This window comes from Streptomyces sp. NPDC020917, assembly GCF_044333795.1.
In the GTDB taxonomy this organism is placed as follows: Bacteria; Actinomycetota; Actinomycetes; order Streptomycetales; family Streptomycetaceae; genus Actinacidiphila.
Map to the genome: position 1 here is coordinate 184,338 of NZ_JBIRRR010000015.1, position 20,342 is coordinate 204,679.

Here is a 20,342-nt window from a genome sequence, read left to right on the forward strand (position 1 = left end):
ATCCGCTCCGCGGGACGGGTGGTGCGGGCCACCTCAGACCCTGCTCAATTCCCCGCCGTTCCGCCCGCCCCGCCCCGGCACGCGCTCTACAGTGCGCAGACGACGAGCTGGGGGGGACCTGGTGATCACGGATCCGGAGATGGCGGAGGAGCCGGACGCGCAGGAGGGAGCCGAGGCTCCGGCCGAGGTGGTGAGCGCGCAGGACGGGCGCGGCCGCCGGCGCCCCTGGCCCTGGGTGGTGGGCACGGCCGCGGTCACCTGCGCGGTGGCCGCCCTGGTGCTCCAGGCGGTCGGCTACGGGCACACCAAGGCGCCGGACCTGCACGGCTACCACGCCGAGTCGCCCTGCTACGGCGACAACCTCAAGCCGCTGACGGACGCGTTCCGCTCCGATGACGCCGGGGCGACACCGGCCCAGCTGCAGTCGGGCTCGGCGCTGGACGCCGCACAGTGCACGCTCACCGCCAGCGGCCCGATCTCGACCGAGTTCAAGGGCCAGTACGCCGTCACCGTGACCGCGGAACTGCACAAGAAGACGGACCCCACCGCCGAGTTCGAGGACCGCGTACGGGCGCACACCCAGGTCGACCCGTACTCCATGGCCGGGAGCGCGGACACCGGCCGCTCCACGGCGGTACCCGGCCTCGGTGACGAGGCGTTCCTGCTGACGCGCCAGGACGACCGCCTCACGCTGCTGGTCCGGCACGGCGGGGCGGTGTTCACCGTGGACCTGTCCGCCCTGCAGCAGCCCGTGAACGTGGAGGACCCTCCGACGGGCGCCGACGGCTACCCGGCGAGGCTCCCCAGCCTGGACCGTTTCGTGCCGGCCATGAGGCAGTCGGTCGTCCGGGTCATGGCCGCCCTGTCCAAGTGAGCTGCCGCAGGCGGCAGTTCACGCGACCGGGATCAGGGTGAGGTAGGCGATGCCGAGGACGCCGCGGTAGCCGCGCAGCCAGGAGGCGCGGTGGCCGTCGACGCGCTCGCGGGTCTCGTCCGCCAGGGGGTGCCCGGGGTGGGCGGCGAGCCACTCCTCGACGTCGGACTGGTAGCCGGACTCGAAGTCGTCCCACTCGGCGGTGCTCGCGGTCTCGGTCCAGGCGGGGCGGAAGCCGGCGGCCACCGCGAGGTCGACGAGCCCGGCCAGGTCGGTCAGCTCGCCGGCGTGCGCGCCGGGCCACATGGCGGCCAGTTCCGCGGTGGTGGGGGTGCGCTGCCAGTAGCCCTCGCTGAACAGCACCCGCCCGCCGGGGGCGACCAGCCGGCGCAGCTCGGCGAGCGCCGCGGGGAGGTGGCCGGGCGGCTCCTCGTCGCTCAGGGCGTGGCCGGCGCCCAGGCACATCACGAGGTCGGCGGGACCGCGCGCGGTGCCGGTGCCGGACTCCTCGGCGAACTCCACGCGGCCGGCCAGCCCGCGGGCCCCGGCGTTGGCCCGTCCGCGGGCCAGGTCCTCGCCGTTCAGGTCGATCCCGACGCCGGTGGCGGACGGCACCGCTTCCAGAACCCGCAGCATCAACTCGCCCCAGCCGCAGCCGACATCGAGGACCGTCGCGGGCGTGGTGCGGGCCAGGCGCTCGACGAGGCGTGCGGCGCGGGCCTCGGAGAGCGGGCCGTGGAAGGTCAGCCGGGTCAGGCGCGGGGGACGCCCGGCGTCGAGGGTGGTGGCGGCGGTGGCGTCAGCGGCGTCGGTCATGGGGGGCCACGCTAACCGCGGGGCCGCCCGCGGGCACGCGGATTTCCCCGGGGCGCCACGGCTCACCTCCGCGCGGGGAGCGGGCGCCCCGGGCTCAGCGGCCGTCCTGCGAGGTGCCGGACGCGGCGGCGGGCCGGGCCGCGGCGACCGCGTGCGGGTCCGGCAGGGAGTTCTCCTGGGCCTCGTACCAGCGGATCTTGTCGTGCAGGTGCTGCTGCTGGTCGAGCAGCGCCGCGATGTGCGCGCCGAGCTGCGTCGCGTGCTCGCGCAGCACGCGCAGCCGCTCGGCGTAGGTGGCCTCGCCGTCCCGGGCCAGTTCGGCGTAGCGGCGCATGTCCGCGATGGGCATGCCGGTGTCGCGCAGGCAGCGCAGCACGCCGAGCCAGTCGAGGTCGTCCTCGGTGAAGACGCGCTGCCCGCCCGTGGTGCGCCGGATGTCGAAGAGCAGCCCGATCCGCTCGTAGTACCGCAGCGTGTCCAGGCTGAACCCGCTGCGGGCGGACGCGGCAGCCGGGGTGTAGGTCGTCGTCACCCGCCCAGCGTGGCACGGTCCGCGACGGTCCGGAACCGAAACCTTGACCTGGAGCGCGCTCCAGATACCAGAGTTGCCGCCATGAGACGACTTCTGGGACGCAGCGGCATCGAGGTGAGCGGCCTCGGGATGGGCTGCTGGGCGATCGGCGGACCGTACGGCAACAGCAGCACCGAGCAGTTCGGCTGGGGCGAGGTGGACGACGCCGAGTCCACCCGGGCGCTGCACCGCGCCTTCGACCTCGGCGTGACGTTCTACGACACGGCCAGCAGCTACGGCGCGGGCCACAGCGAGAAGGTGCTCGGCGCGGCCTTCCGGGACCGGCGGGACCGGATCGTGATCGCCAGCAAGTGGGGCTTCACCTTCGACGAGGAGACCCGGGCCTCCGAGGGGGCCGACGGCAGCGCCGGCTACCTGCGCAGCTGCCTGGAGGGTTCGCTGCGCCGGCTGGGCACCGACTACGTCGACCTGTACCAGCTGCACATCGGCGACCTGCCGCTCGACCAGGCCCTCGACCTCGTCGGCACCCTGGAGGAGCTGGTCGAGGCGGGCAGCCTGCGGGCGTACGGCTGGAGCACCGACGACCCGGCCAGGGCCGAGGCGTTCGCGGCGCAGGCCCCGCACAGCACCGCGATCCAGCACGACATGTCCGTGCTCCGCGACAACCCCGCGATGATCGCGGTGTGCGAGGCGGCCGGCCAGGCCTCGATCAACCGCGGGCCGCTGGCGATGGGCCTGCTCAGCGGCAAGTACCACGACCGGCGGCAGGTGGCCGCGGACGACGTGCGCCGCATGGACTACGCGTGGATGACGTACTTCCGCGACGGCGCCGGCAGCCCGGAGTGGCTCGCGGCGATCGACGGCATCCGCGACGTCCTCACCAGCGGCGGCCGCACCCTCGCCCAGGGCGCGCTGGCCTGGCTGTGGGCACGCAGCGGGGCGACCGTGCCGATCCCGGGCTTCCGCAGCGTCGCCCAGGTCGAGGAGAACGCCGGGGCGCTGGCCCACGGGCCGCTCGGCGCGGAGGAGTTCGGGCAGGTGGAGAAGCTGCTGGCGGCGACGCGCCGGGCGGACTGACCCGCTGGGATCGTCCGCTCCCGGCGGGCGGTCCCGGCATCAGGCGGGGCCGGGCCAGGGCACATGTCCGGCCCCGGCCCCGATCCCGCTGGACCGCCGGACCAGGTGGTCACCTGATCCGGTGTCGCCGCGGGGCCGCGCCGCCCCCCGCGCGCACCGAGGGGTTCGGCGACCAGGTCGGGGCGGCCCGGCAACCCCACGTCCTTGAGCAGCCGTTCGTCCGCCTGCCGGCCGTGGCGCCGGCGCCCAGGAGAAACCCTCCGGGGGCGCCCGCGGTCGCTCGCGGGTGGTGGGCGATACTCCGGGCATGGAGTGGGTGCTGCGTTCCGCCGGGCCGGCGGATGTCGAGACGATCGCCGACCTGCGGGCCGCCGTGATGCGCCCTGACCTGGAGCGGCTGGGCCGCTACGACGAGAACCGGGTGCGGCAGCGGCTGCGGGACTCCTTCTCCGCGCGGCACACCTCGGTCATCGAGGCCGGCGGCGCCTTCGCCGGCTGCGTCACCCTCCGCCCGGCCGATGACGGCCGCTGGCTGGAGCACTTCTACCTCGCCCCGCGCCTCCAGGGCCGCGGCCTGGGCTCCGCGGTCCTCGGCTCACTGCTGCGGCAGGCCGACGCCGACGGCGAGCCGGTGCGGCTCAACGTGCTGCAGGGCAGCGCGGCCCGGCGGCTCTACGAGCGGCACGGGTTCACCGTGGAGAGCCAGGACCCGGTCGACGTGTTCATGGTGCGGCAGCCGGTCGCGGCACCTATGCCCTGCTGAACGCCAGCACCATGAACCGCGGGAAGCGCGTGCCGGCCGGCAGCGTGGTGCCGGGCCCCGGCACGTCCGCCATCGCCGGCACGTCCCGCAGCCCGTCCAGCCGCAGCCCGGCGCCGAGGAACGCCTCCAGGTACTCCTGAAGTGTGCGGTGATGGTGGTGGGCCCTGACGCCCTCCGCCCACAGCCCGCGGTACGGGCTGACCGTGCCCGAGGCGAAGTAGTCGTCGACATGCCCGTGGACGACGGCGCCGTACGGGTTGTTGAGCGCCAGCACGACCCGGCCGCCGGACCTCACCGCGCCGGCCAGCGTGGCGGCGAACCCCTCGTGGTCCGGCACGTCGTTGAGCACCAGGTAGCTCGCCACCGCGTCGAACCGGCCGGCCAGCCCCGGCTGCGGGCGGCACAGGTCCGCGACCTCGTAGGCGATCTCCCCGCCCGGGTCCCGGCTGCGGGCCAGCTCCACGAGCCGCGGCGCGACGTCCACTCCCGTCACCGTGGCGCCCTCGCCCGCCAGCACCCTGGACAGGTACCCCTCACCGCAGCCGGCGTCGAGCACCCGCCGCCTGCGGATCTCCCCCAACTCCCGCAGCACATGGGGCAGTAGACCGAACGGGTCGCCCCGCTCCACGCCGTCCGCCTGCTCCCGCCGCGCCACCGCCGCGGCGTACTCCTCCGCACACGCGTCGTACCCGTTGACCGTCACCCTCCCGACGATAGGGACGGCGCGGCCGCCGCGGCAGGTGGCGTCCGGCGGCCCGTTGCGAGCCGCGCGTTACTGCAAGGGGATCGCACCTGGTCAGGGCGCGTAGGACGGTGGTCGCCGCAACGGGATTCGCGCGGCATGGTGGTGTCATGGACGGCAGCGAGGACACGCACGGGCGCGAGCACGAGGCGGCGCCGGGCCAGGGACACGGGTCGGCACCGGACCGGGAACACGGTCATGAGCACGGTCACGGGTACGAACACGAGCACGGGCCGGCGCAAGGGCACGGGCCCGTGCAGGGGCCCGCGTTCGCGCCGGACGGCGGGCGCCGGGCGGGCGCGCAGGCGCCGGCGCGGACGCGGAAGCCGGCGCGGACGCGGAAGCCGGCGCGCGGGGGGCACGGTGTCGCGCACGCCCTCCATCCGCACGGCCACTCGTCGCGGGACAGGACCGACGCGGCGATGAAGGCGTCCCGCGAGGGCATGCGCACGCTGTGGCTGTCGCTGGCGATCCTCGCCTGCACCGCGGCCGTGCAGGCGGTGGTCGTCGCTGCGTCGGGCTCGGTCGCGCTGCTCGGCGACACGGTGCACAACGGTGCCGACGCCCTGACCGCCGTGCCGCTGGGCATCGCGTTCGTGCTGGGGCGGCGGGCCGCCACCCGCACCTACACCTACGGGTTCGGCCGCGCCGAGGACCTCGCCGGCATCGTCGTCGTGCTGGCCATCGCCGCCTCGTCCGCGCTGGCCGCCTACGAGGCGGTCGGCCGGCTGCTGCACCCGCAGGACATCGACCACGTCGGCGCCGTCGCGCTCGCCGCGCTCGTCGGCTTCGTCGGCAACGAGTGGGTGGCCCACTACCGCATCACCACGGGCCGCAGGATCGGCTCCGCGGCGCTGGTCGCGGACGGCCTGCACGCCCGCACCGACGGGTACACCTCGCTCGCCGTCCTGCTCGGCGCCGCCGGGGTGGCGGTCGGGTGGCCCTGGGCCGACCCGGTCGTCGGCCTGTTCATCACGGCCGCGATCCTGCTGGTCCTCAAGGACGCCGCCCGCGAGGTGTACCGGCGGCTGATGGACGCGGTCGACCCGGCGCTGGTCGACGCCGCGGAGGCGGCGCTGCTGGGCGTCGACGGCGTGCGCGGCGCCGGGCTGGTCCGGATGCGCTGGATCGGGCACACCCTGCGCGCGGAGGCGGACATCGTGGTCGACCCGCGGCTGACGGTCGTCCAGGCGCACGCGCTGGCCGTCGCGGCCGAACACGCCCTCATCCACGCCGTGCCCGGGCTGACCGGCGCCACCGTGCACACGGACCACACCGCCGAGGGTGCCGATCCGCACGCGGCGCTCGCGCACCACGTGACCGCGTGACCGCGTGACCACCGGCGGGGCCGGGGCCGGACCCGGGCCGGGGGACGGGTTCAGCGCGCGCCAGGCAGCCGGCGGGGTTCGATGCGCTCCTCGACCGCGCGGTCGCCGTCGCGCGTGACGACGTAGGCGCCCTTGCCCGCGATCTCGGTCACCGCCTCGACGAGTTCCGTGCCGCGATAGACCAGGCCGACACCGTCGTCGGTGCAGTGGGCGGTGGGCAGCGTGCCGTCCGCGACCAGGCGGTGGGTCAGCGGGCGGCGGCGCGGTTCGGCGTCGTAGTGCACGCCGTTGCCGTACGGCAGGAAGCCCAACGCGCCGGTCAGAGGCCGCAGTTCGGGGCCGAACGAGTCGGTGGCGCCGCCCTCGAACCAGCACAGCGACCCCGCGCTGACCCCGCTGAGCACGACGCCGGCCTCCCAGGCCCGGCGCATCACGCGGTCCAGGCCGTGCACCCGCCACACCGCCAGCAGGTTCGCCGCGGAGCCGCCCATCACCCAGACGACGTCCTGGTCGAGGACGGCGCCCTCCACGTCCTCGAGGTTGGGCATCGGGAACAGGTGCAGCGGCGTCAGGTCGAACCCGGCCACGCGGGCGGCCTCCGCCATCCGCGACGTGAAGTGCTCGGCGTCTCCGATGGCCGTACCGACGTACATCACGCGCGGGCGCCGCCCGTGGACGCCCGACAGCTCCACCGCGTGGTGCACCAGCGCGTCGAACTCCACCCGGGTGCGGGCCGCGGCGCGGTGCCCGCCCGAGGTCGCCAGGATCGTCCGCTCGGTCCGTTCGGTCGCCGTCACACCCGTGATCGTAGCCCGCGCCGCGTGTCCGCCCGATCGGCCCGGCTCAGTCCGACAGTTCCCACATCAGCCGGTAGTACGCGATCCGCTCCGGGTCGGGCGCGATCCCGTAGGCGTCGAGCAGCGGCTCCTCCCAGCCGGGGCCGTAGTTCCACTGCGTGCTCCAGGTGGCGATGGCGAGGTCCGCCCAGCGGTCGCCGACTCCGAGCGCGCCGAGGTCGACGTGCCCGGTGCACGTTCCGTCGTCGCCGACCAGGGTGTTGGGGGCGCAGGCGTCACCGTGGCAGACGACGGGCGCGTCGACCGGCGGGACGTCGGCGAGGACGGCGAGTGCCTGCTCGGCGGTGCCGACGTGCCGGACGTCCGGGTGCCAGTCCGCCGGGTCGGTCCGGCCCGCCGCCGCGCGCGCCCGCGCCTTCTCCAGGCGGCGTTCGGCCGACCAGTCGAACGGGCAGTCCGCGACGGGCAGCGTGTCGTGCAGGGCGCGCAGCCCCGCTCCGATGGCGCGCACGGCGGTGCCCGGGTCGCGCTTCCACCGGTCGTCCACGGCCGAGCGCCCCGGCAGTCCCGCGGTGACGATCCACGACCCGGCGCCGTCCGCGCCCTCGCCGAGCACCCGCGGCACCGCACTGAACCTCGCCGCCCAGCGCAGCCGCACCACCTCGGCCGGCAGGTCCGCCCCGCTCCCGGCCGGCGCCCACTTCACGAACCGCCGCCCGGCCCCGCGCCCCACCTGGAACGTCAGCCCCCCGGCCTCGTTCTCCCAGACGGCCTTCACCGGCTCCCCCGCCGCCACCTCCCCGACCACCCGCGGAACACCGACCGGCCCTTGAGGAGCAGCAGCAACCATCCCCCCATCCTCCCCGCCCACGGCAGGCCCCGGCCAGCCCTTTCCCACACAACCGCCCCACCCACCAAGACCGTTGGCAGCGCCCGCCGGCCCCCTGAGAGCACCGCGGCCCTGCCGCGCCGGGCGGTGGCCAGGGACTCCCGTCGTCGCGCCTGCGCGGGCGCCGGACGCGCGCTCAGCCGGACGCGAGCAGCAGGGCCCCGACCAGGACCGACAGGAAGAGCATCCAGCCGGCGCCGACGCACACCACACCGACCACCGCGCGCTGCCAGAAGCGCGGTCCGCTGTAGGGGGCGAGCCGCGACGCCGGCCCGGGGGCCACCTCCGCGGTGCGGTCCGGCGTCACCTCCGCGCCCTCGTCCGCAATCGTGGCGGCGGCCCCGTCCGCACCGCGACCAGCACGCCAGAAGCGGTGCACGATCCCCGCTCTGACCTCGAAGGCGTGGTCCCACAGCAGGGACCCGACGCGGGGCGCGGGCAGCGGCGTACGCCGTCCGGACCGTTCGGTCACCACCAAGCGACGCCCGCCGCGGCGGGGTTCGACCGTGATCGCCCGCACCTGCGACCATGCGATCCGCCGGCGGCGCGGCAGCCCGTCGACGCTCAGATGCCCGGGGGTGAGGGTGATGCCGCGGCGCAGGCAGAGCAGGCCGGCCGCGAGCAGCAGGACCACCGCGCACGCCCCCAGCACGCGGCTGGTCGCCGTCGCGTGGTCCATGCCCGGCCCGTCGAGGAACCCGGCGAGCGTGGACTCGATGGCGAGGAGGGTGATGACCATCACCGGCGGCACCACCTGGACCGCGGTCGGGCGCAGGCGCAGCCGGTCCGGCAAGCGGTCCGTCAGCAGTTCCGGCGCCGCCGCCGTCCCGGAAGCGGCCGTCCCGTCCCCGGCCGGGCCGTGGCGCAGCCACCACGCGCGGATCGTCGCGGCCTTCGCCTCGAACGCCCGGTCCCAGGACAGCATCGCGGTGCTGGGCATCCGCAGCGGCGTCCGGCGCCCGTCCGTCTCGTACAGGACGACCCGGCGGCCGCCGGCGAAGGGCTCCGCCCGCACGTCGGCCACCCGCGTCCACGGGATGGTGCGTCGCCGCAGCCCGTGCACCACGGCGTCGCGCGGGGTGAGCGTGATGCCGAACCACCAGCCCTGCGCCCAGGAGACGAGCACGAACAGCACGAGCAACGCGATGAACTGCACCCACACCCAGAGCGGCGGGCCGGCGGCTCCCGGCGAGCCGTGCCACTGGATCAGGTTCGCTGACATGGCCGTCAGGACGCAGAGCGGCGGGGCGGCCCCCACCAGCCGCTGGAGCCGGCTCGCACGGTAGCGGAGCCGCGTCTCCCCCTCGGACGGCTCCTCCCCCTCGGACGGCTGCGGCTGCTCTCCCCAGGTGGCTCTCGGCCCCACGTCCATGGCTGTCCTTCACGATGCGCCCGATGCGGAGGGCAACATAGCTGGCCGCAGCCGGCCCCGGCAACGCATCGCCGCAGGCGGCAGGCACGATGGGCGCCTCACCGCCCGAAGCGGGTCGACCCCAGGGTCACCTGGTGGCCGACCAGGCTGATCTCGACGCCGTCCTCGGTGGCGCGGGCCTCGGTGAAGCCGACGCCCTCAGGGAGGCTGACCTGCCAGACGGTGGCGGCCTGTTCGGCGCCGGGGAGGGTGAAGGAGAGTTCCGTGCCCTGCGCCAGGAGCGTTCCCGTGGCGTCCAGCGCCGTCCCCCGCACCGTCCCCGAGACTTTGACGCGTGCCGCCTGACCGTCCGATCCCGGGGCCTGGGAGACCTGCACCGGGCCGCCGCCGCCCGCCAGCCGTGTCACCGCGCTGGACAGGTCCGCGTACGACAGGGTCAGCGTGCCGGTGACCCGGTTGGCCTCGGCGCTGCGCGCCGCCAGCGAGGTGACGTTCACGCCGTGCAGGTCGAGATGGAGGCGGGCGACGTTCAGATAGCCGCCCTGTGTGTTGCCCGTGGTGTCGATGAAGAACTTCTCCGCGGTCAGCGTGACGTGACCGAAGTCCCCGCCGATCGCCTGGGTCAGGAACGGGAAGCCCTTGATCGACACGTTCATGTGGCCGTCGGTGGTGTTCGCGTAGCCGTACTTCTCCTTCGCGAACTTCGTGGCCTCATCGTCCGCGACGTGCACGGCTATCCGGTCGGCGGCCGTGAACAGCACGGCAAGCACCACCACCACGATCGCCAGGACCTTCACCCATCGACGTCCCATGTCGATACCCCCCCGGGCCTTTGGGAACGCTGCCTGCTGCACTGCCTGCTGCACTGCCGAGCAAGGATCATGCACCGTCGCGGGCCCCGCCACCAACCTCCGCCCGTCACAGGGCTGTTCGGGCGGGTGCGCGCACGCACCGGCGGGCCCCCGGAGAATCCGGGGACCCGCCGGCGGCGGACAGGTTCAGCCGCGCCCCGCTCAACACCATCGAGGCCCGCACGACGCGCTTGGCCTGTTCGGCTCTACCGTGCCGTCTTACCTGGCGAAGCGCGCCGGAGGTCCGCACCGGAGCCGACATCGCGCTTGGATTCCCTGGTGCCGTACCAGTCCAGGCACACCACAGTGGCGTCGTCTTCGAGTCGGCCGCCGCAGGCGTCGAGGACCGCGGTCGTCAGCATCAGCACGGTCTCCCGGGGGTGGAGGTGCCGGGTCTCCCGCAGCAGGGCGGGAAGGTCGACCTTCTCGGCGGCGCGCTCCAGCATGCCGTCGGTGAGCAGGATCAGGCGGTCGTCGGGGCGCAGGTCGAGGGCCTGGGATCGATAGGGCTGACGGGAGACCGGGAAGGACAGTCCGAAGGGGAGATCCACCTCGCAGGCGATCTCCTCCACCTCGCCGTCGCGAATGCGCAGCGGCCAGGGGTGGCCGGCGTTCACCAGGTGGGCTGTTCCGGTCCGGAGGTTGACACGCATCAGCTGTCCGGTCGCGTGGCCGGAAGGCCCGTGGTCAGCCAGCGCCCGATCGGCCAGCCGGGCCTGTTCGACGAGGTCGGCGCCCATGCGGCGGGCACCGCGCAGCGCGCCCAGCAGGATCGTCGCCGACAGCGCGGCATCGAGGTCGTGCCCCATGGTGTCGGTCACCGAAAGGTGGAGCGTGTCACGGTCCAGGGTGTAGTCGAACGTGTCGCCGTTGATGTCCTCGGAGGATGCCAGGTCCCCGCACAGGGCGAACTGCGCCGCCTCGCAGGACAGCGACAGGGGCAGCAGCCGGTGCTGGATCTCGGCGGCCAGGGTGAAGGGCCTGCTGCGCTTGCCCCAGGTGTAGAGGTCGGTGAAGCGCTGGTTGGCGATCACGATGTAGGCCAAGGCATGCGCGGCCCCGCCCACCGCGTCCAGGACGTCCTCACTGGGGCCGGTGGGCAGGAGCAACTCCAGCAGGCCGATCGCATCACCGCGATTGGTGACGGGGAAGATCACCCGCTCGCCCTCGTCTGTCGCCACCTGGTACGGCTGCTGGGTCCGGACCACCTGCTCGTAGACGCTACCGAGCAGTTCGACCCGATCCCAGCGCTGCCCGGCCTCCACCGCGGCGGCGGTCGACAGCCGCACCACCGCCCTGCCCGTCAGGTCGATGATCAGGAAGGACACCTCAGTGGCGCCGAAGCGGCGCAGGAGATCCTCCGCCACCACGTCGACGGCCTCCCCCGGCGCCGCCATCTCTGTTGCGGTCAGCAGCCGCGGAAGTTCCCTGTGCACACCATCCATCACTCCGCTCCTCGGTACACCCTCACACCGGGCCGGAAACCGCCATCACCAGCGCCAACCTCCACCCACCTCATCACTGAGCGTACGAAACCGTCACACTGCGCCAATGCCGGCTGCGAGCGCTCGCACGCCACCGAACCGGTTCCCAGTTGCGCCGGGCCGGCCGACGAGACCTCCTCCAGCCTCACCCCAAATCATCCCATATGCATGATTTGACCGTCCTGAGCAGAGGGCGAAGACCGCGCGACCATCTCGCGGCTGACCGCGAGATGGTCGCTACTTCAACTCTGCGACGAGATCATCGGGACACAGCTCGTAGAGATCCCCCCACCACCGACGCCCCTTGTTGTCCCAGATCCGGTAGCCACCCGGGACACCCCGGGCCACATAACGCCGCCGGCTCACAGCACCGCCCCACCCTCCGAGTCAGCCCTTCACGCAGACGACCTGCTTCAACTTCGCCACCACCTGCACCAGGTCCTTCTGCTGATCGATGACCTTCTCGATCGGCTTGTAGGCGCCGGGGATCTCGTCGACGACACCGGAGTCCTTGCGGCACTCCACACCGCGGGTCTGGTCCTCCAGGTCCCGCGTGGTGAACCGCTTCTTCGCCGCGTTGCGGCTCATCCGGCGGCCCGCGCCGTGGGACGCGGAGTTGAAGGCCGCTGTGTTGCCGAGGCCGCGGACGATGTACGAGCCCGTGCCCATCGAGCCCGGGATGATCCCGTAGTCACCGCCGCCCGCGCGGATCGCGCCCTTGCGGGTCACCAGCAGGTCCATGCCCTCGTACCGCTCCTCCGCCACGTAGTTGTGGTGTCAGGACTACATCCAATCTCACATGAGGCTCATATGATGATGCTCGTGAACGGGAGGGGTAACCACTGATGGTGGCAGAGGAACAGCCCAGGAAGAAGCTGACCGCAGCTGAGGTGGAGCTACTGGTCAACCGGCTGAGAGGGGTACCGGCAGACGCCCCTAGCCTTCAAGAGGCGTTGGCCATGCGGGAGGCCGGCTGGTTCCTTGTCGTGGCCTACTGCCGCATCTCCGACGACGCACACAAGCGAGATGGCCACGGAGTCGAGGACCAGACCCGGCACTGTGCGCGCATCGCTGCCATGGGGCGGATGGTGATCGTCCACCGCTTCATCGACAACGACAAGTCCGCTTCCAAGGCGAACGTCGTGCGCGACGACTTCGACAGCATGATCGACGCCCTGGAGCGCGGGAAGACTGACCAGGGTTACCCGGTCGATGGCGTCGTGTGCGTGGCGGATGACCGCCTGTACCGCGGCGCGCACGCCTACGAGCGCTTCGTGGACTCGTTCACCGCCCACCCTGACCGGGTCTACGCCGATGACACGGGCCGCCACGACCTTTACGGGGACGGTGCCGAGTACCGCGGGCTCCTCGGGGTCGCGTCGGCGCGTTCCGAGACCAAGAAGAAGAAACGTCGCGCACGCCTGAATCACCTGGCACGCGCTGAACGGGGCGAGCCTGTAGCCGGCCGCCGTCCCTTCGGTTGGAAGGATGACAAGCTGACCTTGGACCCCGGGGAGTCGGCGGTGGTCCGACAGGGCGTTCTGGACCTACTTGCGGGCAAGAGCATCACCACCGTGGCGAGGAACTTCGTCGCCTCGGGCTACACGTCCACCATGGGCAACAGTTGGCAGTTGCAGACGGTCAAGCAGATCCTCCGCAATCCGCGCATCTGCGGATACCGAAAGCTCAACGGCGAGTTGGTCACTGACTCCGAGGGCAATCCCGTCATCGGCAAATGGGATGCGATCGTCACGCCGAAAGAGTGGTACGCCGTCACCACACTCCTGGAGAGCAAGCGGAGTTCGGGCGGATGGGCGGGCGAAGGCGACGGGGCCCACTCCGCCCGCAAGTATCTCCTCACGGGACTTCTACGCTGCGGCAGGAAGGACGAGAGCGGACATATGTGCAACAGCAAGATGCACGGTGCGCCCGCTCGTAAGACTCACAGCTACCGGTGCCGCTCTGTACTCGACGGGGGTTGCGACAAGCTGAGCCGTCAGGGACCTGCGATCGACAAGCTGATCACCCACCTTGTGCTCCGGAAGATCGAAGAGCGAAACGCACAGCGCGTCACGGTCGAGGAGGCGTGGGCCGACGAAGAAAGACTTGCCGCTGCTAGCCGGCGGAAGACTGCGCTTGAGGCGCGTTGGCAGGCCGGCGAGGTCAGTGACTCGACGTTCTTCTCTCTGCTCAAGACAGAGGAGGCCGAGATCAAGCGGCTCTCGAACGAGCGCCGGGCATGGGCGGCAAGGCAGGAGGTCATCAAGAACCAGGTGACCGACGTGCGAGCGCAGTGGACGGGCATGGATCTCCAGCAGAAGCGCACGGTGATTTTCGATGCGCTCGAAGCGGTGATCGTCCTTCCCGGGGTGAAGGGGTCACACAAGTTCGATCCGGAGACGATCATCCCTGTCTGGAAGGAAGAGAAGCTCAGTTGAACTGAACCCCGAGGACGTGGCCGACCCTGTTCCACTTCTCAGCGCTCCACTCCGGGGAACGAGCCAGCCACTTGGCTACCCACTCGCGCTCCTCAGCGGATAGTTCGTCAGCAGGTCCCTCGGCGTTGGACTCCGAGGGACCTGCTTTCACTATGGCGCCCTTGAAGCTCCCAGCACCGCTGGACGTTTCATGTCGCCCGGTCCGAGGGCGTTCGAGAGCAGTGGTCATCTCTAGCCCTGCCCTTCGGTGGCAAGGTGCAAGGTGTGGGCCTTGTAGTGGCGTACGTGTTCGGCGAGGAGGTGTTCGCCGGGGGTGTAGCCGAGGCCGAGGTATTGCCAGGAGGACTCGGTGATGAGGGTGGTGGTGTGTTCGCGTTCGGTGGGTGGGAGTTGGGCGAGGATGCGGGCGTGGGCGGCGTTGGTGCGCCATGTGCGGCGGGTGTTGCGGAGTGCGCCGAGGGTGGTGGAGTAGCGGCGGGATTTGGTGGAGAAGTGGCCGCGGAAGCCGAGCATGTGGGCCCACTTGCGGAGGTTGAGGTGGGCCAGGCTGGGTGAGCCGCCGAGGTCCCATGCGGTGCGGATCATCTGCCGTACGTGCCGTTGGACGGCGAGGTGCCGGACGGGGACGCCTTCGCCGGTCCCCTCGCACTGGTGGCAGTCGGCGCGGCCGGTGGGGGTGGTGTGGAAGCCGCGGCCTTTGCAGTGGGGGCAGGTCACCGCGCGGTCGATGGTGCCGGTGTCCTCTGCGCCCTTGGTGACGTACTTGGCGACGTAGCCTGCGACTTTGCGGCCGGTGAGCTGGCCGGGCGAGGCGCTGAGGGGGCGGACGTCGGTGCGCTTGCCGAAGCGGAAGACCTGTCGGCCCACGGTCGCGTCGTCATCGAGGGTGACGGTGACGGCTTTGGCCGCAGCTTGGATGGCTTTGGTGAGGACTTCGGTGGTGGCGTCCGCCGGGGGGAGTTCAGCACCGCCTTCGGGGCCGTCGAACCGGATGATGGCGTGGTAGTGGATGAGGCCCCGTTTTTGGTATTCGGCGACCTTGGCGAAGGAGATCCGCAGTACCCGGTTGAGGGCGGCAACGCTGGTCAGGTCGAGTTCGCAGGCGACGTTGCGGCGTAGGTAGGTGGTGAAGCGGGCCCACAGGGCGGAGGCGTGGGCGTTCCACAGCACGGCGCCGGCGTAGTCGTAGGTGCGCGGGTTGACGGGGGTGCCCAGTCGGGGGTCATCGGGCGTGTGCCGGCTGCCGCACTTGCAGGTGAGGCGGGTTCCGCGGCTGTTCTTGTCGTGGTTGTGGACGGCCCCGTAGGAGGGGGCGGTGAGGGTGACGAAGACGCGGGGGTGGGTTTCGACGGTGTCGGGGGTGCCTTTGCCGCCCGACAGGCCGGCTTTGATCAGGTGGTAGGTGTCGGCCGCATACACCCGTGAGCAGGCGGGGCAGCGGGAGGCGCGGCGGTTGCCGCAGGGCACCAGGAGGCGGCTGGTGGGGTGGTCGTGGGTGGTGAAGACGTGGAGGGCTTCTCCGGTGTCGGCGTTGAGGGTGGCGCAGTAGCCGGTGAGCTGGACCGGGGCGGTGCAGCCACCCAGGCGTTCGATCTGCTGCTGTACCTGGGGGAAGTCGGGGTCGGCGGCCAGGGCGAGGAGTTCACGAAGGCCCGGGGTCAGGGCGTGCGAGGTCATGTCTGCGGGTCCTTCCAGGGGTGTTGAGGGTGTGCGGGGTCCAAGACCCGGCCGGGGACATGGAGGCAGGGGTGTCCCGGCCGGGACCTGAACAGGAGCGGGTGTGGTGGTGCGGGTCAGCCGTCGAGCTGGGCGGCCAGCGCGGTGGCGAGCGGGGCTGTGATGCTCAGACGGGCGGCCAGCTCCAGGGCGGTGATGGTCCGGCCGTGCGCCTTGTGGTGCTGGTCAGCGATGCGGCGGCCGGCTGCCACGAGTGGGGCAGGAAGCTGACGCGGGCCCGAGGACGTGAGAGGCACGGTGGCCGGCGGGGACGCGGCGGAGATTCTTGCGGGTTCGAGAATGGGTGTCGCCGTGTCGGTTGCCGGTGCTGGGGCGGGGTTGGGGTTGCGGAAGTGGCGGAGTAGGAGGGGACCGACTTTGCCCCAGCCGAGCAAGAGCAAGGGGGCGACGGTGTCGAGGGCCGCTCGTCCGTAATGCCGGATGGTGAGGGGTTCGGCGATGTTGAGGGCGAGGGTGAGCAGCCCGCACACGTGCATCAGCCGAGTTGCCGGGCGCAGTCGGTCTGCGGGTACGCCCTTGAGGGCGAGGTGCCGCAGGGCGACGAGGAGACCAACCACGGACAGGTCGACCATGGGCGCGATCAGGGGCGCGATCGGCCGGGCCACTCCCAGGCGCAGCGCCAGGGCCCAGACGTTGCCGAAGGAGAAGGTAAAGGCGAGGGCTGCGATGACCGCCATCACAACCGTGACAGTGCGCTGAGTCAGAGCGTCTGAGCGGGCAGTCATCGCGTCGGTCCTCCTTTCTACGTCGATGGGTGTGGTGTCACTCGGCAAGGCCGTATGGGGGCGTCTCGGCGCCGGGCAGGGGCTTGGCCAGGTTGAGCGTGGGTGCCCTGTAGTCGGCGAGGAGTTGGGCGGGGTCGGTGGTCAGGTCAGCGGTTGCGTGGGCGATCTGGGCGACGTGGTCGGGGTCGACCAGGGGGGTGCGGACCCGGGTGAAGCCGGGCCGTCCGGCTATGGACATCGAGGCCACGCCGACGTAGGCCGGGTCTTGGAGGTTGACGGGGTCGGCGTCGGGCCAGTTGCGGATGTCCTCACCCAATGCGGCGACGGCGGCATCGGCGGTCTTCTGGGCGAAGGACATGCCGACCGGGCACACGTCGCGGATGAAGGTGGGGATGGCATCCCCAGTGGCCTTCTGCGTGGCGAGGATGGTGATCATGCCGACCGATCGGCCCTTCTTGACCAGGTCTTCCACCAGCCGGGCGTTCTCGGCCGCCAGAGCAGCGAGCTTCTTGGTCTGCGGGTCGCTGCCCTTGTAGTCGCGGAAGTAGGTGTGGGCCTCGTCGATAATGAGCACGACCAGCGGCCAAGTCCGGGTGGGGCCGCCGTGCCACATGTTCGCCCGGCCCAGCAGGCTTTTGATGCTGGACGAGCGGCGCCGCCGCAACTCCACCAGCCGCTTGAACAACGCGTTGGCGTCGGCCAAGTCGTCACCGACGAACGCGAAGCACCGGTCAACGATGTCGGCATAGTCGCCTTCATCGGCCGCAGACACCTTGCCGTCCGCAACGGCGAACTGCACCGCGCCCGAAGGGGCGAGCATGACGAACAACCGGGCGATCAACGACGACTTGCCGTAGCCGGGCAGGCCGGCAACCGTCATGCCGGGCACGTTCGCCATCTGCAACGCGACCAGTTCGGCGTACTCGTCCACCCCCAGATCCCACACCGTCAGGTCCTCCGGTTCCCGACCAGACGAACGGAACGAAGTCGGGAACGTCAGGGGGTCGGTGCGCACCGCGCGCATGCGGACCTTGCCGGGCCCGTCCGGCAGCACCGACACCCGCACAGCTCCCCATGCATCGGCCAGATACGGAGCGGCTTTCGTGTACTCCGCCAGGCCCACTTTGGGCAGGCATGTGGCGTGGACGATCACCCCGAACTGGTCAGCGGCCGTGCGCAACCTCGGGGTGAGCACCCGCGGTTTCGGCATCTGCCCGTCCTTGGTCTGCAAGGAGGCGAGGAAGGTCGGGGTGCGGTCGGTGACCGATAGCCCCACCATCGGCGCGAGCCGCTTCCAGCCCCGCCGCATCCGCAGCGCCTGCCGCATACTGGCCCGGGTCAGCCGGTCCGCACGGCAGAACCGCACGAGGGCGAAGCCCCACCAGGCCACCACGCCAACCGCGCAGATCACCGCCAGCAGCAAGCAACCGCGTTGAACGGCTTCGGGATTCACGCTTCCCCCTGCTCCGTGTTGTGGCGGTACAGGAATCCGGCCAGGGCGGTCTCGAAGTCGGACCAGTCGAAGGCGTTCACGACCGGCGGGTAGCCGTGCGCGACCAGCAGCGCCGCGAGGTTCTTCACGAGCTGCTCAGAGAACCGCTCATCGCCGCTGGTGAAGGTGAGCGGGTAGGCCCTGGGAGGGCCGAACAGTCCCTCGGCCACACTCACTTCTGGGCCTCCTTGGAACGGGTCTCGCCAGCCGTAACCGGAGCGGGGGCCGGGACGGAAGCGGCGGCCAGGTCGATGCGCTCGGCGCGGTAGGACAGGCCGGTGTTGATCTGGTTGCCCATGCCCGCCATGCCCCACGGGGAGCAGACCAGGCCCACCGGGCGGACCACCGTTCCCGGCACCGCAGTCTCAGGGACCTGGGACTCCGGAACGCTGATCTTGATGACCTGGGCCCTGCCCTCGAACACCTCGGTCAGCGAGATCACCGACATCGCCTCACCCGTCGCGGAGTTGAACACCTGCTCCGCATTGCCCTTCTCGTCCTGCCGCATCTTCGGTGCCTTGGAGACAGCCACCAGGTACAGGGAGCCGTCGACGTGCACGCGTGCCATGGCGTTAGCCACGTTGTCCTCTTCTCTCTCGCCCGGACCGCCAGTCGATCCGGGAGTACTCACATGGATACCCTAGAGCGCTCTAGATATCCACCTCGAACCATGTGACCTAGAGCACATGGAGAGGTTGCTGCCTGTCGGAACTGGTCTAGAGCGGACTATCCTGGGCGGATGACCCTGCCTGCCTACGGCCCTCGGGCGCCCTACCTGATGGCCGCCGACGAGCTCCGCGAACAGATCCGTTCCGGTCGCCTCAAGCCAGGTGACCGGCTGCCGTCATCGCGTGAGCTGCGGGACACGATGGGGATCGCGAACGCCACGGTGCACTCCGCGCTTCGGGTGCTGCGGGAAGAAGGGCTGATCTACTCCGTCCAGGGACGCGGCACCTATGTCGCCGATGCCGCCACCGCCAACTCCAGTCCGGTCCCGCAGGAGGGAGCCGGCACCGGCGATGTCGAATCGACCGGGGTCGGTACCCTCCTGCGGGAAGTGCGGGACCAGTTGCGGGAGCTGTCGGCTGTAGTCTCCGACCTCACGCAGCGGGTTGAGGCGCTGGAGACGAAGGCCGGCTCCCAGCCGCCGCAGTAGCCGGGACGGTCTCAAGGGCCATGATTCGCCGTTCGAGGTCCTCGACCTCCGCTGTTATTCGCGTCGCCATATCCGCGATCTCCCGCAGTAGCGCGTGAACCTCCACCGAATCCTCCCCGTGGTTGTGGTGGCTGGGAGCGCCCGTGTCGACCGAAGTTCCGTCCGTCTCACGCATGGCCGCACCGCTCCCTGTCGTTCGTCTCCGCCAACCGGAGGCCCTGATGGCGCGTCCCACGATTCAGGCGAACGCCGGATGAGCCCACTCGCGATCTCGTGGTAGAAGCCCCTGCGCCGCTGCGTGTCACCAACGCGACCTCCCCTCCCTCGTCGTGCTGTTCGCCGTGTCGCATTGCGCGGCGGATAACTACAAGCATCCGCAGGAAACGCGTTTTCCCTGACGGTATTTCCCGTGTTATAGACCGTGGCGCAGCCCGTGCACGGACCCCGACACCCCCGTTCCAGCCGCCGGGTTTCCGGACTGTAGACCCGAAATCCGGATGGGCCAAACGTCCCGGATTCAACAGCCACGGCCGCCAACTCCTCAGCGAGACAAGGTGGTTGCTACTGAATCCCTTTGAGCGAAACTGAGACACCTCAACTCCCCACGTGTTGTGACGCACTTCACACCCGATGCAGATCACGCTCACTCCCCTCATGGTCACTTCGCCTCCCACTGGCACACCGCCACCCTCACCCCACCAGACACCGGGCGAGTCGACAGCACCCTCCATGTCCCGCAGGACGCCACAACTCCTCGCCCCACCGGTCCGCCACAAGGAACTCAGCCGGCGCCACCGGCCCGTCCCATCCAGCGGCCAGCGCATCCTCAGCCCCACAGCCTGTGGACAAACTCCGCCCACCCGAGCCCCAAACCAGCCGATCTCTTCCGAACCCACCTGAACCTCCCGAAGCCAGGCCTCGCCCTGTCATCTGCTTCAAGCACCCCGAGAACGCCAGTTGTGACAGCCGCGAAAAAAATTTCGAGCTCCGGCAACAACCGGCAGGAGCCATGCCCGCGCAACACACCCAGGACCGGACACCGACGCAAAGAGCACCAACCCCCCAACCGCGGAGCAGACCTTCACCCCCCTATAGGTGCCTCACACGCCCGGTTGTGACAGCTCGGTCAGGGGAATTTGCAGCACCGCGAAGCCAGCAAGGCTCAGCGCGGACAAGCACCCAATCAAGCTGGTAAGCGGACACCTCCCAGAATCCAGATCAGGAGGTAACGGATCTACACTCGAAAAAACCTGTACATATGCGACTTTA

The 20,342-nt window shown here is 71.1% G+C and carries 19 protein-coding genes and 1 pseudogene; 6 read left to right on the plus strand and 14 right to left on the minus strand.

Annotated features, from left to right (window positions below; all coding sequences use genetic code 11):
* The first annotated feature begins 139 nt into the window (after positions 1-139).
* Positions 140-874 (plus strand): hypothetical protein, encoded by a 735-nt coding sequence (locus ACH4TG_RS28280; protein WP_398245350.1) that lies wholly within the window; start codon positions 140-142, stop codon positions 872-874.
* A gap of 18 nt (positions 875-892) precedes the next feature.
* Here the strand turns inward: ACH4TG_RS28280 and ACH4TG_RS28285 are convergent, their stop codons facing one another.
* Both ACH4TG_RS28285 and ACH4TG_RS28290 read right to left on the minus strand, forming a co-directional pair.
* Complete coding sequence (locus tag ACH4TG_RS28285) at positions 893-1,690, minus strand: SAM-dependent methyltransferase (RefSeq protein ID WP_398245351.1); 798 nt, start codon at positions 1,688-1,690, stop codon at positions 893-895.
* Positions 1,691-1,784: 94 nt separating this feature from the next.
* Positions 1,785-2,222: a MerR family transcriptional regulator gene (locus tag ACH4TG_RS28290; protein ID WP_398245353.1), complete on the minus strand. Its 438-nt coding sequence runs from the start codon at positions 2,220-2,222 to the stop codon at positions 1,785-1,787.
* An 81-nt stretch (positions 2,223-2,303) separates the two neighbouring features.
* On the opposite strand from ACH4TG_RS28290, the gene ACH4TG_RS28295 reads away from it, so the two are divergent.
* The gene (locus ACH4TG_RS28295) at positions 2,304-3,299 is read left to right on the plus strand and encodes an aldo/keto reductase (protein WP_398245354.1); all 996 of its coding nucleotides are present in this window, start codon (positions 2,304-2,306) and stop codon (positions 3,297-3,299) included.
* A gap of 307 nt (positions 3,300-3,606) precedes the next feature.
* On the plus strand, positions 3,607-4,062 hold the full coding sequence (locus tag ACH4TG_RS28300; protein ID WP_398245355.1) for a GNAT family N-acetyltransferase: 456 nt from the start codon (positions 3,607-3,609) through the stop codon (positions 4,060-4,062).
* Here ACH4TG_RS28300 and ACH4TG_RS28305 read toward each other — a convergent pair.
* The gene (locus ACH4TG_RS28305; RefSeq protein WP_398245356.1) at positions 4,049-4,765 is read right to left on the minus strand and encodes a class I SAM-dependent methyltransferase; all 717 of its coding nucleotides are present in this window, start codon (positions 4,763-4,765) and stop codon (positions 4,049-4,051) included. The genes ACH4TG_RS28300 and ACH4TG_RS28305 overlap by 14 nt on opposite strands.
* 149 nt (positions 4,766-4,914) lie before the next feature.
* Here ACH4TG_RS28305 and ACH4TG_RS28310 point away from each other — a divergent pair, with 149 nt between their 5' ends.
* A complete protein-coding gene (locus ACH4TG_RS28310) occupies positions 4,915-6,132 on the plus strand; it encodes a cation diffusion facilitator family transporter (RefSeq protein ID WP_398245357.1) in 1,218 nt (405 codons plus the stop codon).
* A gap of 50 nt (positions 6,133-6,182) precedes the next feature.
* On the opposite strand, the gene ACH4TG_RS28315 is transcribed toward ACH4TG_RS28310, so the two are convergent.
* From ACH4TG_RS28315 to ACH4TG_RS28340, 6 genes and pseudogenes are all read right to left on the minus strand, one after another.
* Positions 6,183-6,929 carry a Type 1 glutamine amidotransferase-like domain-containing protein gene (locus ACH4TG_RS28315; RefSeq protein ID WP_398245358.1) on the minus strand — a complete coding sequence of 249 codons (747 nt, stop codon included), beginning with the start codon at positions 6,927-6,929 and terminating at the stop codon, positions 6,183-6,185.
* 46 nt (positions 6,930-6,975) lie between these two features.
* Positions 6,976-7,779 carry an aminoglycoside 3'-phosphotransferase gene (locus ACH4TG_RS28320; protein WP_398245359.1) on the minus strand — a complete coding sequence of 268 codons (804 nt, stop codon included), beginning with the start codon at positions 7,777-7,779 and terminating at the stop codon, positions 6,976-6,978.
* A 175-nt stretch (positions 7,780-7,954) separates the two neighbouring features.
* Positions 7,955-9,190 carry a hypothetical protein gene (locus ACH4TG_RS28325; RefSeq protein ID WP_398245360.1) on the minus strand — a complete coding sequence of 412 codons (1,236 nt, stop codon included), beginning with the start codon at positions 9,188-9,190 and terminating at the stop codon, positions 7,955-7,957.
* A 98-nt stretch (positions 9,191-9,288) separates the two neighbouring features.
* Positions 9,289-10,002 carry a DUF2993 domain-containing protein gene (locus ACH4TG_RS28330; RefSeq protein ID WP_398245361.1) on the minus strand — a complete coding sequence of 238 codons (714 nt, stop codon included), beginning with the start codon at positions 10,000-10,002 and terminating at the stop codon, positions 9,289-9,291.
* Positions 10,003-10,247: 245 nt separating this feature from the next.
* Entirely contained in the window at positions 10,248-11,486 is a 1,239-nt protein-coding gene (locus ACH4TG_RS28335) for a PP2C family protein-serine/threonine phosphatase (protein WP_398245362.1), read from the minus strand.
* Positions 11,487-11,912: 426 nt separating this feature from the next.
* Positions 11,913-12,302, minus strand: a pseudogene (locus ACH4TG_RS28340) (RtcB family protein); the annotation flags it as partial.
* 68 nt (positions 12,303-12,370) lie between these two features.
* Between ACH4TG_RS28340 and ACH4TG_RS28345 the strand changes: the two are divergent.
* Positions 12,371-13,963 (plus strand): recombinase family protein, encoded by a 1,593-nt coding sequence (locus ACH4TG_RS28345; RefSeq protein ID WP_398245363.1) that lies wholly within the window; start codon positions 12,371-12,373, stop codon positions 13,961-13,963.
* Positions 13,964-14,194: 231 nt separating this feature from the next.
* Here ACH4TG_RS28345 and ACH4TG_RS28350 read toward each other — a convergent pair whose 3' ends face one another.
* The 5 genes from ACH4TG_RS28350 to ACH4TG_RS28370 form a co-directional block, all read right to left on the minus strand.
* Entirely contained in the window at positions 14,195-15,640 is a 1,446-nt protein-coding gene (locus tag ACH4TG_RS28350) for a replication initiator (protein ID WP_398245364.1), read from the minus strand.
* Positions 15,641-15,756: 116 nt separating this feature from the next.
* Positions 15,757-16,377 (minus strand): DUF2637 domain-containing protein, encoded by a 621-nt coding sequence (locus tag ACH4TG_RS28355; RefSeq protein ID WP_398245365.1) that lies wholly within the window; start codon positions 16,375-16,377, stop codon positions 15,757-15,759.
* An 85-nt stretch (positions 16,378-16,462) separates the two neighbouring features.
* Entirely contained in the window at positions 16,463-17,878 is a 1,416-nt protein-coding gene (locus ACH4TG_RS28360) for a cell division protein FtsK (RefSeq protein ID WP_398245367.1), read from the minus strand.
* On the minus strand, positions 17,875-18,093 hold the full coding sequence (locus ACH4TG_RS28365; RefSeq protein ID WP_398245368.1) for a hypothetical protein: 219 nt from the start codon (positions 18,091-18,093) through the stop codon (positions 17,875-17,877). The genes ACH4TG_RS28360 and ACH4TG_RS28365 overlap by 4 nt, the downstream gene beginning before the upstream one ends.
* Positions 18,090-18,485, minus strand: coding sequence for a hypothetical protein (locus tag ACH4TG_RS28370; protein ID WP_398245369.1), 396 nt, complete (start codon positions 18,483-18,485; stop codon positions 18,090-18,092). Before ACH4TG_RS28370 ends, ACH4TG_RS28365 begins: the two co-directional genes overlap by 4 nt.
* A gap of 171 nt (positions 18,486-18,656) precedes the next feature.
* Here ACH4TG_RS28370 and ACH4TG_RS28375 point away from each other — a divergent pair, with 171 nt between their 5' ends.
* Positions 18,657-19,073: a winged helix-turn-helix domain-containing protein gene (locus ACH4TG_RS28375; RefSeq protein ID WP_398245370.1), complete on the plus strand. Its 417-nt coding sequence runs from the start codon at positions 18,657-18,659 to the stop codon at positions 19,071-19,073.
* The last annotated feature ends 1,269 nt before the right edge of the window (positions 19,074-20,342 follow it).

Bases quoted from the DNA above. Each gene is read 5' to 3' on its own strand.
- ACH4TG_RS28330 (WP_398245361.1), bottom strand. From the start codon at position 10,002: ATGGGACGTCGATGGGTGAAGGTCCTGGCGATCGTGGTGGTGGTGCTT.
- ACH4TG_RS28310 (WP_398245357.1), top strand. From the start codon at position 4,915: ATGGACGGCAGCGAGGACACGCACGGGCGCGAGCACGAGGCGGCGCCG.
- ACH4TG_RS28335 (WP_398245362.1), bottom strand. From the start codon at position 11,486: ATGGATGGTGTGCACAGGGAACTTCCGCGGCTGCTGACCGCAACAGAG.
- ACH4TG_RS28345 (WP_398245363.1), top strand. From the start codon at position 12,371: ATGGTGGCAGAGGAACAGCCCAGGAAGAAGCTGACCGCAGCTGAGGTG.
- ACH4TG_RS28350 (WP_398245364.1), bottom strand. From the start codon at position 15,640: ATGACCTCGCACGCCCTGACCCCGGGCCTTCGTGAACTCCTCGCCCTG.
- ACH4TG_RS28325 (WP_398245360.1), bottom strand. From the start codon at position 9,190: ATGGACGTGGGGCCGAGAGCCACCTGGGGAGAGCAGCCGCAGCCGTCC.
- ACH4TG_RS28285 (WP_398245351.1), bottom strand. From the start codon at position 1,690: ATGACCGACGCCGCTGACGCCACCGCCGCCACCACCCTCGACGCCGGG.
- ACH4TG_RS28280 (WP_398245350.1), top strand. From the start codon at position 140: ATGGCGGAGGAGCCGGACGCGCAGGAGGGAGCCGAGGCTCCGGCCGAG.
- ACH4TG_RS28320 (WP_398245359.1), bottom strand. From the start codon at position 7,779: ATGGTTGCTGCTGCTCCTCAAGGGCCGGTCGGTGTTCCGCGGGTGGTC.
- ACH4TG_RS28370 (WP_398245369.1), bottom strand. From the start codon at position 18,485: ATGGCACGCGTGCACGTCGACGGCTCCCTGTACCTGGTGGCTGTCTCC.
- ACH4TG_RS28295 (WP_398245354.1), top strand. From the start codon at position 2,304: ATGAGACGACTTCTGGGACGCAGCGGCATCGAGGTGAGCGGCCTCGGG.
- ACH4TG_RS28355 (WP_398245365.1), bottom strand. From the start codon at position 16,377: ATGGCGGTCATCGCAGCCCTCGCCTTTACCTTCTCCTTCGGCAACGTC.
- ACH4TG_RS28300 (WP_398245355.1), top strand. From the start codon at position 3,607: ATGGAGTGGGTGCTGCGTTCCGCCGGGCCGGCGGATGTCGAGACGATC.
- ACH4TG_RS28375 (WP_398245370.1), top strand. From the start codon at position 18,657: ATGACCCTGCCTGCCTACGGCCCTCGGGCGCCCTACCTGATGGCCGCC.